The 13,789-nt window shown below is 45.8% G+C and carries 13 protein-coding genes; 9 read left to right on the plus strand and 4 right to left on the minus strand.

The features are described 5' to 3' along the window. The first annotated feature begins 14 nt into the window (after positions 1 to 14). The 5 genes from pssA (at position 15) to JO375_RS06190 (ending at position 3,587) form a co-directional block, all read left to right on the plus strand. Entirely contained in the window at positions 15 to 539 is a 525-nt protein-coding gene (gene pssA / locus JO375_RS06170) for a CDP-diacylglycerol--serine O-phosphatidyltransferase (RefSeq protein WP_229523621.1), read from the plus strand. A gap of 213 nt (positions 540 to 752) precedes the next feature. Next, positions 753 to 1,169 (plus strand): phosphate-starvation-inducible protein PsiE, encoded by a 417-nt coding sequence (gene psiE / locus JO375_RS06175; protein WP_229523622.1) that lies wholly within the window; start codon positions 753 to 755, stop codon positions 1,167 to 1,169. A gap of 56 nt (positions 1,170 to 1,225) precedes the next feature. After that, on the plus strand, positions 1,226 to 2,233 hold the full coding sequence (locus JO375_RS06180) for an AI-2E family transporter (protein WP_229523623.1): 1,008 nt from the start codon (positions 1,226 to 1,228) through the stop codon (positions 2,231 to 2,233). A 194-nt stretch (positions 2,234 to 2,427) separates the two neighbouring features. Next, complete coding sequence (locus JO375_RS06185; protein WP_229523624.1) at positions 2,428 to 2,799, plus strand: MmcQ/YjbR family DNA-binding protein; 372 nt, start codon at positions 2,428 to 2,430, stop codon at positions 2,797 to 2,799. Between the two features lie 161 nt (positions 2,800 to 2,960). Further along, complete coding sequence (locus tag JO375_RS06190) at positions 2,961 to 3,587, plus strand: nitroreductase family protein (RefSeq protein WP_229523625.1); 627 nt, start codon at positions 2,961 to 2,963, stop codon at positions 3,585 to 3,587. Between the two features lie 236 nt (positions 3,588 to 3,823). Here the strand turns inward: JO375_RS06190 and JO375_RS06195 are convergent, their stop codons facing one another. Then, a complete protein-coding gene (locus JO375_RS06195; RefSeq protein ID WP_229523626.1) occupies positions 3,824 to 7,159 on the minus strand; it encodes a DEAD/DEAH box helicase in 3,336 nt (1,111 codons plus the stop codon). A gap of 196 nt (positions 7,160 to 7,355) precedes the next feature. Here JO375_RS06195 and JO375_RS06200 point away from each other — a divergent pair, with 196 nt between their 5' ends. Then, the gene (locus JO375_RS06200) at positions 7,356 to 8,444 is read left to right on the plus strand and encodes a site-2 protease family protein (protein ID WP_229523627.1); all 1,089 of its coding nucleotides are present in this window, start codon (positions 7,356 to 7,358) and stop codon (positions 8,442 to 8,444) included. A 72-nt stretch (positions 8,445 to 8,516) separates the two neighbouring features. Here JO375_RS06200 and JO375_RS06205 read toward each other — a convergent pair whose 3' ends face one another. From JO375_RS06205 to JO375_RS06215, 3 genes are all read right to left on the minus strand, one after another. Beyond that, positions 8,517 to 9,200, minus strand: a complete 684-nt coding sequence (locus tag JO375_RS06205) for a hypothetical protein (RefSeq protein ID WP_229523628.1) — start codon at positions 9,198 to 9,200, stop codon at positions 8,517 to 8,519. Positions 9,201 to 9,276: 76 nt separating this feature from the next. After that, positions 9,277 to 9,891, minus strand: a complete 615-nt coding sequence (locus tag JO375_RS06210) for a hypothetical protein (RefSeq protein WP_229523629.1) — start codon at positions 9,889 to 9,891, stop codon at positions 9,277 to 9,279. 289 nt (positions 9,892 to 10,180) lie between these two features. Next, the gene (locus tag JO375_RS06215) at positions 10,181 to 11,089 is read right to left on the minus strand and encodes an AraC family transcriptional regulator (protein ID WP_229523630.1); all 909 of its coding nucleotides are present in this window, start codon (positions 11,087 to 11,089) and stop codon (positions 10,181 to 10,183) included. Between the two features lie 179 nt (positions 11,090 to 11,268). Here JO375_RS06215 and JO375_RS06220 point away from each other — a divergent pair, with 179 nt between their 5' ends. The 3 genes from JO375_RS06220 (at position 11,269) to JO375_RS06225 (ending at position 13,744) form a co-directional block, all read left to right on the plus strand. Beyond that, on the plus strand, positions 11,269 to 11,433 hold the full coding sequence (locus JO375_RS06220) for a hypothetical protein (protein WP_229523631.1): 165 nt from the start codon (positions 11,269 to 11,271) through the stop codon (positions 11,431 to 11,433). Between the two features lie 43 nt (positions 11,434 to 11,476). Beyond that, positions 11,477 to 11,602, plus strand: coding sequence for a hypothetical protein (locus JO375_RS24485; protein WP_267497669.1), 126 nt, complete (start codon positions 11,477 to 11,479; stop codon positions 11,600 to 11,602). A 135-nt stretch (positions 11,603 to 11,737) separates the two neighbouring features. Then, positions 11,738 to 13,744 (plus strand): beta-galactosidase, encoded by a 2,007-nt coding sequence (locus JO375_RS06225; RefSeq protein WP_229523632.1) that lies wholly within the window; start codon positions 11,738 to 11,740, stop codon positions 13,742 to 13,744. Positions 13,745 to 13,789: the final 45 nt, after the last annotated feature.

Genomic DNA, 13,789 nt, shown 5'->3' on the forward strand with positions numbered 1-13,789 from the left:
AGGAGTTAAGTTGTATGAAATGGAAATGGTTGCCATCAATTTGCACGCTTGCAAATCTCGGGGCAGGGGTCTTATCCCTTTACTTCACGGTTCATGGGCATTATATGACCGCCTTTACCCTCGTGGTAGTGGCTGCTTTATGGGATGTGCTGGACGGCTTGCTGGCCAGGCTGCTGCATTGCTCCAGTGATTTTGGCAAGCAGCTCGACTCGCTGGCGGATGTGGTCTCATTTGGCGTTGCACCTGCTTTCTTGATCTTGCTTTACAAGCTGGGAGATACCCATTGGATAGGGCCGACTGTAGCTGTTTTGTTTGTGATATGTGGTGCGGTAAGACTGGCCAGATTCAACCTGATGGCTTTTAGCACAGGCTTTGTAGGTATGCCAATTACAGCTGCGGGTTTGATTGTGTCCTTTATGTTTCTGTGGAGTGAGCATCTGAAGTCGGGGCTGCTGCTCACGCTAATGGTAGTGCTATCGTTCCTGATGGTCAGCCGTATTCCGTTCCCGTCCTTCAAGAAATTACTGAGCAGGAGGTAACGTCTCTATACTGGTCAGCTTTATCGGTGCGATGACGGGGATGATGATCAGGGATGGTTTGCGCGCTTCGGGCTATGGACTATTCTGTTCGGTTATTTTATTCCGGGGGTCAGTAAACTTTCAGTAAGTTGCTTTTAGAGTAATGTAGCATTTTTCACCTGTTGCAACGATAATATAATTAAAGAACTTGTACAACCTGTGAGGGGATCTATATTGAATGTTGTCACGAAGTATATTCAGAAGCTGCCCGGTTTTCTGCAAATGATCTTGAATATCTCGTTGTTTCTGGTCGGACTGGTTTTATGTTTCTTGCTTTTGAAGGAAACCTGGTCCATCTTCTCTTATGTTTTTTTGTACTCAGAGGCAGACAAGAATTACTATGAATTTACGGAGGAACTGCTTGTATTCTTCTTGTATTTTGAATTCATCGCATTAATTGTTAAGTACTTTAAAACCAATTTTCATTTTCCCCTTCGGTATTTTATCTATATTGGAATCACGGCCATCATCAGACTCATTATAATAGATCATGAAGACGCTAAAAGTACATTTTGGTGGTCCATTGCAATCCTGGTCATGGTAGGATCACTATTGATCGCCAACAGTAAATTGTTAAAAAGGGAAAGCTGAATGCTGGAGCAAATGACAAGACTGACAGTCAAGCAGGAGAGAGGGAAAAAATACGAATGGTAAGAGACTGGATGAATCATGCGGGTGTTAGGCGGGGAGCCGTGCTTGCGATAATCATTTTGCTATTGTTCATGTTGAGAAGCATGATGAATATTATTTTGTTAACGCTGTTGCTTACGATCCTGATTGGCAGCATATATAACGGAGTGAACAAGCTGATTAAGCGGTTCGCCAATATACCGCCAATGATTGTGCTGCTGCTCGTTTACGGGCTGCTGATCCTGATCATCGTGTGGGGAGTATACCGCATGGTGCCGCTAATCAGCGTACAGGTCAAGCAGGTGTACCTCATGATTCAGCAGGCGTATATGTATCCCGACCGGAATCAATGGAACGAGACGATTATTGAGTTTATGGACACGCTAAATGTTCAGCGACTATTTGAGCCCGGCTGGAATGCGGTATTGAAAATCAGTCAATTGGGGACACAATTGCTGGTATCGATTATTTTGAGCTTGTTTTTCCTGATGGAAAAATCCTATATTACACGCTTTACAGCTACGTTTGTCGATAGCAAGCTGGGCTGGTTCTTCAAGGAAGTAGCGCATTTTGGACGCATGTTTCTGGACACGTTCGGGAAGGTGCTGGAAGCCCAGCTACTAATCTCACTCATTAACTGTATATTGACCACGACTGCTCTTTGGATTATGGGTTTTCCTAATCTGCTGGGCTTGGCGCTCATTATATTTTTACTGGGATTGGTTCCGGTAGCGGGCGTGTTCATTTCACTAATACCGCTTGGTCTGATTGCGTTTAGTGTCGGGGGAACCAAGTATGTGATTTACCTGGTTGTTCTGATCGTGGTTATTCATGCGATTGAAGCCTATTTCCTGAATCCGAAGCTGATGTCATCCAAAACCAATTTGCCGATCTTTTTTACCTTTGTCGTATTGATTTTCTCTGAACATTTGATTGGGATCTGGGGCTTGATTGTAGGTATTCCGTTGTTTGTTTTCTTCCTCGATCTGATCGGAGTAAAACGAAAGCAAGAGAAGGATACCTGATTCAGCTGCACCGATTCATAATGAATGCCTGCGGAGCCGCAGGCATTTTTTCTGGTGTTGGCTCACCTTCATACACAAGATAATATCCGTTTGAAAAGAAACGGGATGATATTCATGAGGTGAGGGTTTCCCTGCGACCATTGGGCACAAATAGGTTCATAGAGTGATAACTGGAGCAAAGGAGAGAATGCTAGTTGTATGAACAAATTGTAGCGTATGGTCTGAGCAAAAAAGAAGCCGTCAAGGACTATCCTTTTGGTCGCGAGACGCTGGTGCTCAAGGTAGGGGGCAAGATGTTTGCTCTCCTGACTGAAAAGGAAGGCATTTGCTATGTATCTCTAAAGTGTGATCCGGTCATTGCAGAAAACCTGCGTGAGCAAAACAAGGCGATTAAACCGGGATATCATCTGAATAAAAAGCATTGGAACACGGTAACAGTTGATCCTGTGTTTCGTTTGGAGGATTTGTACAGCATGGTTGACCATTCATATGAGCTGGTGTTCAAAAGCTTGACCAAAGCGCAGCGTGAAGCGATTACGATGAGAATACGAGCAACCGAACTGTAACAGGTGGACTTGACGATGATTACCTCAACGGTCACTGCTACAGGGTTAAGTACATTCCTTACTCACATTTTTATAGTTTTGCTTGACAGAAAACTCCTAAATATATATTCTTGATTTAGAGATAATCTATTTGAAAATAATATCAAGGAGTGGAACTGAACATGGGCGAACTGGTGAAAGCAATTCAAGAGAGAAGATCAGCTTCTAAATTTATTCCTGATGTTACTATAGATCAAAAAGAACTGGAAGAAATATTTCAACTGGTGAAGTATGCTCCATCGGCTTTTAATTTACAGCATGCACACTATATCGTGGTACAGGATGCAGATATAAAACAAAGGCTGCATGACGAGGCCAGCAAGCAGTATAAAATATTAACCTCTTCGGCCACCATTGTGGTGCTGGGGGATACAGAAGCTTATACAAAGGTAGCTGAATATAATGAAGGTTTTCTGAATCTGGGCGTGTTGAGCAAGCAGGAGTATGACAGTACGGTGGAATCGGTAACCCAGTTTTATCGTGAGCGCGGGCCTGTCTTCCAAAGAGAAGAAGCGGTCCGCAATGCCAGCCTGTCGGCCATGCAGTTCATGCTGATTGCCAAGGACAAAGGCTGGGATACTTGCCCGATGATCGGCTTTGACCCTGTGAAAGTGCAGGAAGTACTGAATATCCCAGAACATTTTGTACCCGTAATGATGATTACCTTGGGTAAAGAGGATGTGTCTGGCCAGCGGCCACGTGGATACCGTAAGCCGATTGGACAGTTTGTGAGCTACAACGGATTTTGAAATCATAATCATAAGCTTATCTAGGACACAAGCTAATGCTGCCTGAGTGGTACGAGTCTCAGCGTTCCCAGATTTAATCTAATCTGGTTCCCATTGAACCTGGAGTGATCAGACAGGATTAACTCTTGCTTGGGGACGGGATCATCACATCATCAGCAAACAGGTCCAATGGCGGTAACTTTCTACCGTTCACTGGACCTGTTTGCATGTGGAATGGTACTTCGATATGACACTGCTTATATCATAAGCAGCTCGCGAATTTCCAATTCGGTCAATGCCGAAAGGGACTCTTGTCCCGGCTGGATGATCTGGTCGATCAGGTGTTTCTTCTTCTTCTGCAGCTCATACATTTTGTCCTCCACCGTGCCTTGGGTAACAAGGCGAATAACCTGTACGACTTTTTTCTGGCCCATTCGGTGTGCGCGGTTGGTAGCCTGCTCCTCTACGGCGGGATTCCACCACAGGTCATACAAAATGACCGTATCAGCTCCGGTGAGATTCAGCCCAGTTCCCCCTGCCTTTAGGGAAATCAGGAACAGGTCGCGTTCCCCTTCATTAAAGCGGCTGCACAGCTCCACACGTTCCGAAGCCGGCGTCTGCCCATCCAGATAGAAGTAAGGTACCCCTTCCCGCGCAAGCTCACGCCTGATCATTTGCAGCATCGTTGTGAACTGTGAAAAAATGAGCATCCGTTTCCCGGAGCTGAGGCATTCCGCGATGATTTCCAGCAGCTGTTCGTATTTGGCTGAGCTCCCGGTGTACCCGTCGACGAACAGGCCGGGATGACAGCAAAGCTGGCGAAGCCGGGTCAGACCTGCAAGGATTTTGATTCGGTTTTTCTGAAAGCCTTCCTCGTTCAGATGCTTCAACGTTTCATGCTGGAGCTCGGCCAGATAAGCCATGTATAGCTTTTTCTGTTCTGGCAGGAGCCGTGATATTTGAACGGATTCAATTTTTTCAGGCAGCTCCTGGAGGACATCGCTCTTGAGACGGCGCAGCAGAAACGGGCGAATCCGCTTGGCAATCGCATTGCGGGTCAAGTTGTGAAACGCGCTTTTTCCGCCGGGAAATAGCTCAGGAAATACAATGTCGAAGATGGACCACAGCTCTTCCAGTGTATTTTCTATTGGCGTTCCTGTCAGGGCAAAACGGTAACGGGCTTTTATATCTTTAACAGCCTGCGCTGTCTGGGTGGCATGGTTCTTGAACGCCTGCGCTTCATCCAGAATGAGCGTGTGAAACGATGACAAGCTGTACATCTCCGCATCCCGGCGCAGCAGAGGATAGGAGGTGATCAGAACGTCATAGCTGGCGGCATCCCGTATCATCCGGCCGCGGTCTTCCGGGGTACCGTCTGCGATCGTGACGCGGATATGCGGCGCAAACTTCTCCAGTTCATTTCGCCAATTGTACACCAGTGATGCAGGGGATACAATCATGGCCGGAAGCTGCTGGCTGCGGATTTCCGGTAGGACAGAGACAAGGAAGGCGATGCTTTGCAGCGTTTTGCCCAGTCCCATATCATCTGCCAATATGCCCCCAAAGCGATAATGCGCCAATGTTTTGAGCCATTGAAAGCCGTATACCTGATAATCTCTCAGAATGGGAGCGAGCGAATCCGGTACTGGAAAGTCGAGATGGTCGGGATTCCGTATGTTTTCCAGCAGCTGGCGAAAGGCTTTGCCCAAAATCAGATTTTTCGCCTGATCGTGAGGGTCAATCAAGTACAGCCCCTGCGTGACGGGGATGCGAATTTGCGCGGCCTCCAGATCGCTTTTGCGGATACCCGTTTCGTTTATGAACCGGATTAGCTCCTTGTATTCCTCTGTATCGAGCGGCAGCAGGGCACCGTTCGGCAAACGGTGATACCTTTTCTTCTCATTTAACGATTTGAGCAGCTGGCGAACTTCAGATTCGGGTATACCATCAATATCAAATGTGAATTCGAGCAAATCCGTGTGCTCATCCCACTCCACCCGTGCCCTCGGGACGGGCAGCGTGTTGTTGATCTTTGCTTTAACTGCACCTGTGGCATAGATAGCCAGCAGCTTTTCCAGTTGCGGTACGGTATGGTACAAAAAATCAAATTCCGAATCTTCATCTTCCATAACATATCCGCTTTCTGTTTTGGCGAAGGAGCTGTGATCCATCAGTTCCAAAATACGTTGCTCCTGTTCTCCGTCCCGGATCAAAATACGGTTGCTGCCAGACACCTGCTTATCTGTTTCTAACGGGTTGATCACAATATCCCCATATTGGAATTCCAGTGAAGCCAGCAGCTTGTCCCTTACCCGATCCAGATATAGCTTCGCCTTTAGCGGCTGTTGTGTAACCCGATCCGAGACAGAGCGGGTCATATGAACCCGTCCGAACTTCATCAGCCCGGGGACGACCTTATCGATAAAAGACTCCATCTGTGCCGGCGCAATGCGGATCTTCCGCCTGTGATGGACTTCAACCATCCGTTTCAGCTCGGATAAATGCCGCAGCGGATCAGCCTTCAGGGGAACAAGCTTGCCATCAGCAATGACGACACCATAGTCCTCCATGATGGTCAAATCATCGAGTCCCTGAATACTTAGCTGGTAGCCCTCGGTTTCGCCTTCGGCTTCATCGAATTCAAATTGCAGCGGAAGCATAAGGTCCGATTGGGGGATACCCTCACTCATGTTCCCGTGAATCTCAAAATGGACACCCTGTGCCGCTGTCAGCAAGGGAAGCAGCTTTTCCCAGGGGGCAGGGGGAATCAGCAGCATTCGCTCTCCACTCATATGACTGCTGTTTGAGGGCACATACGTACCAGAAGTTTCCCGAATCATACGCTCATTGCGGCAAATCTGTACCAACTGCTGAAGAATGGCGTCATGCTCAAGCCGGAAGCGATACAGCTGAGGCTCGTATGTGAAGCTTTTCGTAAACCTGTAGCTATCTCCGCGGTCGATACGATCAAGAAAGGAGCGGATTTTTTGAACGATATATAATCGTTTGGGCCCTGCTTTGATCTCTATACCAAACATATATTTCTGGTAGCCATAAGCGAAAGGCCGGATCACAAACTGAAAATCCAAGACCGTACGAGTATCCAGCATGGTCGGTGTACTGCGAATCGGTCTTTTGCTGCCGAACAGCTTTAACATCCTGTCCGTGAGTTGGAGATCTCTCGGCGTAATGCCGGAGAATCGATCAGCTTTAGCAGTGTGGCCATAATCCATTCCTCCCGCTGTATCCGGGGTAGTGCCGGGATGAAGCCTGGAAGCATAGGAGCGTACAGACAGACTTTTGCCTCGCAGCATATCATGAGCGTTGATGAGAACAGCAGCGATATGTTTACAATACCGCCCGGTTGTCTGAAATGTACTGCAAGTGCATTCCGCACGGATACTGCCATGGGAACGGATCATCACGGCAACGGCATAAAATTGGCTGCCTTTGACAGTAGCCTCGTACACGCCTTCATCATGATCTATTTGTGTAAAGGCCACCTTTTTGGCCCGGTAATAGGCATCCCCGTCGTCATAAGCGGCTTGACTGCATAGCTGTCTGATGGTCCGCCGGGTAAGTTCAAAGCTCATGGTTCGCGATCCTTTCCTGGTTATTACGGTTTCTTATATGATAACAGAACTGACGGGAGGTTGGACACACAGGACGCCCGCCTCTCGAATCGTCAGGATGAACTCCCAATTCATATATCTGCGGATCAAGGAGGTTTTTACAAGTTGTCCATAGCAGGATACAATGGAGGGTGTTAGAGAAAGGAGACGGGTATTTTTGCCAAAAGAAGACCAAAAAACGGATTCCAAATCCGGCTCATCCAAATGGTATCTCGGCAGTGCGGCAGCATTGTTTTTTTTGAAAGGCAAGTCGTTGCTTGCTCTTTTGAAATTCGGCAAATTTGGCGGTGCGCTGTTCTCTATGGCAGCGACGATTGGCGCATATGCAATTATTTACCCATGGGGATTTGCGGTTGGTATCGTGCTGCTATTGTTTGTGCATGAGCTGGGGCATGTATGGGCTGCCAAGCGCAAGGGACTTCCGGTATCGACACCGTTATTTATCCCTTTTTTCGGTGCGCTGATCACGATGAAACGCCATCCTTTGGATGCACGGACTGAGGCTTATGTGGCCATGGGCGGCCCGTTACTGGGTACGGCTGGGGCTATCGCGGTATACGCAGGAGCTTATGCAATGGACAGTCCGCTGTTATATGCGCTTTCGTATGTCGGATTTTTCTTGAATCTGCTTAATCTGTTGCCGATTCATCCGCTCGACGGGGGACGGATTTCCACGGCAGTGACACGCTGGTTATGGCTGGTGGGCCTACTGGGTGGGATTGTAGTAATTGTGTATTTGAAATCCATTTTATTTTTCCTTATATGGGCGCTCTTCGCCTATGATTTATACAAAAAATATGTCAAACGCAATAAAGGAGAGGCCAAAGTTCTATCATTTACACAAAGTCCGGTGGTTGATGTACAGCATCTGTATGAGCAAGGATATCCGCTGCCGGGACCGGAGCATACACGCAGGTTATCCTTTAATACTTACTCGGATCTGGAAGGGCAGCAATATGTGACGGTATATATGGAAAGTCTGGATGTGGAGCAGACGTTCATGCTGCCACAGCAGTGCCTTGTCCAGCATGCGTTCCTGAACGGTGTGGAGCACATACCGACGCCAGATGCGTACCAGCTCAGATTGCTGTGCGGGATCGATTATATTCCCTACGAAAATGTTAAATATTACGAAGTTCCCACGTCATCACGCTGGAAATTCGGCATTGGTTATTTGGGTTTGGCCTTGTTCCTGATGGGGATGATATATGTGGTACACCAGCATATAGGGAATATTAGGCTGTAAGATGATGAGATGTAAAAAGGCGCGGAATCTGAAATTTAAACCGCGCTTTTTTTTGGAAAAGAAATGTATCTTTTATTTTTTAAAATCAGACACTTCTATAGGCACCTTTCCTTTTATCAGGAACCATTTATGATTTTTGTAATTTTGAATCATTCCAATATCAAATATGATTGAATTTACATTATTTTTTGAAAGGATGTCTCTAGAAATATCAGCCTCTAACGTATACTTAACGAGGTTATCATCTATCTTTTGATGAGAGAATTTTATATTAGAGGTGTACTTCCTAACTTTGGATGGTAATAGATATTCAATTTTGGAGTTTCTATCTTGAGGAAGAATGATGTCTGTCAGCAAGTGTCCATCTTTAAATTTTAAATGGAAATTTCTAACTTCGAGGATTTCTTTATCAAATTCACGAATAAAATTGATATCTACAGTCAATTCATTTTCATGGATCTGAACGATTTTTACATTATCCGAAACGACTTTATTCTCTAATAATAAAGAAGCTTTTTTTATATTCAAACCTTCTATACTATAGGGGAAACTAATTTTAATTTTTTGAGGGTTATTATTATAAGAATTAAAAAAGAAATAACTATTCTCTCGTACACTTACTTGCCGTATATATTCCAACTGGGGATTTCTACTTTTAATTGATTCATTTATAACCTTTTCTTGATTAGTACAGCCAAATAAAAATATAGTATTAGTCAGCAGTAACATGATGATTAGAATAATGCGTAGTTTCAATATATAATCACCTCTTCTTATAATTGGTAAACCCCCCTCATATTGAGGAGGGTTATGTAAACGATTTGTTTTTTAATTAGTTTGGGTTATCATAAAGCCAGTATTCTACACCACCGTTGTTATCATAACTTGAAGCAGTATATTTGGTATCGCCAAACCATCCAGTATCAGTATACTCATAATTTCTTTTTATACCTCTTGCAGCACTTTTCAGTTCAGCTGTATGCCAAGGTTTAACCATCACATCAATGGAAACCTTCTTTCTGTATTCTTGACCGATTCTTAAGCTCATCGAAGCTTCTGCGACTGCTTCAAAACCAAATTTCATAGTTCCGGTTACTTCGCCAGTCATTTTTGACTCCGTTTCCAAGTTCATTTTTACACTTTGATTACTTTTATTGTTAAATCTGTCGTAATCTTGACCTGTGTAATAATTACTTGAGCTAACCAATGTCCATTTGTTTGTACCCATTGGTTGAATCAAACTGTTTTCTCTATTTAAGGTTTGGGTATCTTCTTTTTGCGTTTTATCGAATTTTTTAATGTCTTCAGTAGTATAATATGGGACACCATCAATATACAATTGATCTCCTACTTTGCTTTCGACTGGGGGTCTGAAGTTCCCTTCTAATTCATTCTGATCTGAAGCAGCCTGTGCAGTCAACGCTGATAGATTCAGAACTAAACCCAAAACAAGTGTTGATTTAATGAATTTCTTTAAATCATTTCACTCCTTGTATTTTTTGATATTTTATTCAAATAAATGTTAATAGTTATGTAAAAATGGAACAATCCTACACAGGACCTAAGTTGAACGACTTTCTGTTTCGCAAATATGCATTTTAGACTATTAATGGCTAATAAGCAGTCAGATAAAAAACATGTATACCTGATTCCCCACTCAGTAGTTCTCTATAAAAGACATAATGTCGTAAGCTCTTTGAATAATTAAGAGCCTACGACATTATGTCTGCATCCCCCTAATGCTCAGCAGTAATCGGGCTTAACGATTGACGATACTTGAGCGGACTGGTGCCCGTCCAGCGCTTGAACTGTCTGCTGAAATGAGCCAGGCTGGAGTATCCGAGCAGGGTAGCTACCTTGTTTAGCGGCAGATTGGGCTGCTGGATCAGCACCTTGGCTTCATGCAGCTTGGTCTCCGACAAATAATGCCGCGGCGAATAGCCGTATACCTTGCGGAATACCTCCTGCGCATAGCCGGGACTGATTCCGAGGGAAGCTGCCACATCTTCAATTCGGAATGCCCTCTCGCCGGACTCATCCTTCCGGTAGAGTTTAAATCTGGATTGGATGGCTTCCATAATGGCTTTGGCATAATGAACGGCAGAAGGCGCAATTCCAGGCTCCAATCCGGTAGAAATCATTTGCGAAAATATGCCGAACAGCTCGAACAAAGCAATCTGCATGCGAAAACGGTCTGCTGTCGTATATTCTCCACTCTCCCGCACCATGCCGATCCAGCTATGGACCACCTTTTGCAGCTTGGTATTGGTTTCAGTGCCCGCCGGGAAAAAGAGCTGATTGTTCTTAATCATCTCTTGACGGAACAATGGATCATCGACATTAAAATGGGTGCTAAAATAATACATTCCGTTCGGAGACACACACTGGCTCACATGCTTGAATCCCGGCGGAATAATTAAAATATCACCTTCCCCAACCGAATATGCGTTATTTTCCATAATCGTTTCCTGACGACCTGCTAGAATGAGTGCAATTTCAAAGCCGATATGTGATTCCTCCGGCATGCGCCAATCCGCTTTGACCCGATGAATATGAGCACCAAAAAGTTTTACATTCCAGTCAATATTGGGCAGCCACTGGCAATCATAGAATAGAGCTGGATCTACTTCAGGATTTAAAATCATTCAGATCACCTTCGATTAGGGCAAATTTTACACTGTTTAGACAATCTCATTGTACCTGACATTCAACTATAATAAAAGAGAGCGTTTACAAACGCTCTGCTATAGGCTTTTATATAAAAAATCGCTTGCAAGGTGGAGTTTTAAAAGCGATGCCATATTGTTATCAGGAGGGAGCCCTGATGTCGTTTATGATGCTGTCCATGGCCAATCTGCAAGGGATTGTCGTCAGCTACTTTGCTTTATACAACTTGAAAAATCCTGTTTATATTTCAATACTGATATTCATTTCCTTGGGTGTACAGCTGCTCACAGCATTAATCCTCCCCCCCCCCCCCGATTATTAAAAGATTTGGCAAATGGAAAGTGAACGTATGCAGCTTGCTTGGATTGTTCACTACGGGCTTGTCTTTGTGTGCCAGTGGGACGGCCTTTGCTACCCAAACCTTTACAGGCAAGCTGGGGGAGCAGCAGCCAGATTCAGCGGAACAGGGTGTTACCGCTAAACTACCGTAATGTGTTCATTCAGGAAATCTGGGGGCAACAGCGATGGGAAGCACCATCCGACTGCGTAGTGGCGAATCATGTACATTTCTAGTTCGGCTTATATAGGATGACATTTCTAATACGAATCGGCAGGAGAACGACTTCATGAAAAAACTTTTGTACGGTGTTGCTTATTATGATGAGTATATGCCTTATGACCGTTTGGATCAGGATATCCAAATGATGAAGGATGCGGGGATCAACGTGGTGCGGATTGCCGAATCCACCTGGAGCACGCATGAACCGCAAAACGGAGTATTTGATTTAACCTCGGTGGATCGGGTGCTGGATGCCATGCATAAGGCGGGTATTGCGGTGATTGTAGGCACGCCCACCTATGCAGTCCCGACATGGCTGGTCAAGGAGCATCCCGACGTCTTGGCGACAACCCCTCAGGGACCGGGCAAATACGGAGCTCGCCAGATCATGGACATCACGAACCCGATTTACCTCTTCCACGCCGAGCGAATTATCCGTAAGCTGATTGGACGGGTGAGTCAGCATCCAGCGGTCATCGGCTTTCAGACGGATAACGAGACGAAGCATTACAACACATGTGGACCGAATGTACAGTTGCAATTCGTAAAGTACTTGCGGAAGCAGTTTGCATCACTGGAAGAGCTGAATCGCAAATTTGGGCTTGATTACTGGAGCAATCGCATCAATAGCTGGGAGGACTTTCCTTCCGTGGTCGGAACGATTAATGGAAGCTTGGGGGCAGCCTTTTCCCAATTCCAGCGCAAGCTGGTGACGGACTTTCTGGCGTGGCAGGTCGCGCTAGTAAATGAATATAAGCGAGCAGACCAATTTGTGACGCAAAATTTTGACTTTGAGTGGAGGGGCCATTCCTTTGGCATTCAGCCGGATGTGGATCATTTTGCGGCATCTCAGGCATTCGACGTGACTGGTGTGGATATTTACCATCCATCACAGGATGATCTGACCGGCATTGAGATTTCCTTCGGTGGCGATGTAGCGCGCTCGACGAAACAGAGCAACTATCTGGTGCTGGAAACGGAGACGCAGGCTTTTACCCACTGGGTTCCCTATCCGGGGCAGCTGCGGCTGCAAGCGTTCAGCCATCTGGCTTCCGGGGCCAATATGGTGGCTTACTGGCACTGGCATTCCATCCACAATTCCTTTGAAACATACTGGAAGGGACTGCTGAGCCATGATTTTGAGCCGAATCCTGTGTATGAGGAAGCACAGACCATCGGAAAGGACTTTGCAAGATTGTCTCCGCAGCTCGTCAACCTGAAAAAGAAAAATAAAACGGCCATCCTGGTCAGCAACGAAGCGTTGACATCGATTAACTGGTTCAAATTTAATATGAACAGTCCGCTGAGTTATAATGACGTTGTACGCCGCTTGTACGATGAGCTGTACAAACTGAATATCGGAACGGATTTCGTTCATCCGGGGACCGAATCATTCGATGATTACGATCTCTTGATCGTACCGGTACTCTACTCCGCGCCAAATGAACTGCTGGAAAAGCTGAATCGGTATGTGGAAAACGGCGGTCATGTGGTGTACACGTTCCGAAGCGGATTTACCGATGAGCACGTACAGGTCAGAACGTCCCGGCAGCCGGGCGTGATCAGTGAAGTCTGCGGCATTCACTACAGCATGTTCGTGGAGCCGAAGAACGTGACGCTGAGAGATAATCCATTTGGAGTAGCAGCAGAGGACAATCAGGTAGAGACGTGGATGGAATTGATTACTCCGACGACTGCCGATGTGTTGGCCTATTACGATCACCCGCACTGGGGAAAATATGCTGCGATTACGCAGAACCGCTATGGTCAAGGGACGGCGACTTATATCGGCTGTATCGTCAGCCCGGCGGTCATTCGCGAGTTGTTCCGTTCTGTAGCCCAAAAGGCAGGAGTCTGGGGAGTGGATCAGGAGACGTCATTCCCGATCATTATTAAATCCGGCACGAATGACCAGGAACGGACGATCCGGTATTATTTTAATTATTCCGAACAAGCAGGCTCGGTGGTGTACCCGCATGGAGACGGCAAGGAACTGATCGGGGAGCAGACGGTTACCCGCGGACAAACACTCCAATTGGAGCCGTGGAGTGTTATCATTATCGAAGAAGCGTAAATGATGAGTAATGAGCTGAATCTGACATCATAAAATCATATAGGT

This window comes from Paenibacillus farraposensis, from assembly GCF_020736845.1.
In the GTDB taxonomy this organism is placed as follows: Bacteria; Bacillota; Bacilli; order Paenibacillales; family Paenibacillaceae; genus Paenibacillus; species Paenibacillus farraposensis.

Excerpts from the sequence above, each read along its gene's own strand:
- pssA (WP_229523621.1), top strand. The coding sequence starts at position 15 with ATGAAATGGAAATGGTTGCCATCAATTTGCACGCTTGCAAATCTCGGG.
- JO375_RS06215 (WP_229523630.1), bottom strand. The coding sequence starts at position 11,089 with ATGATTTTAAATCCTGAAGTAGATCCAGCTCTATTCTATGATTGCCAG.
- JO375_RS06195 (WP_229523626.1), bottom strand. The coding sequence starts at position 7,159 with ATGAGCTTTGAACTTACCCGGCGGACCATCAGACAGCTATGCAGTCAA.
- JO375_RS06180 (WP_229523623.1), top strand. The coding sequence starts at position 1,226 with ATGGTAAGAGACTGGATGAATCATGCGGGTGTTAGGCGGGGAGCCGTG.
- JO375_RS06220 (WP_229523631.1), top strand. The coding sequence starts at position 11,269 with ATGTCGTTTATGATGCTGTCCATGGCCAATCTGCAAGGGATTGTCGTC.
- JO375_RS06225 (WP_229523632.1), top strand. The coding sequence starts at position 11,738 with ATGAAAAAACTTTTGTACGGTGTTGCTTATTATGATGAGTATATGCCT.
- JO375_RS06190 (WP_229523625.1), top strand. The coding sequence starts at position 2,961 with ATGGGCGAACTGGTGAAAGCAATTCAAGAGAGAAGATCAGCTTCTAAA.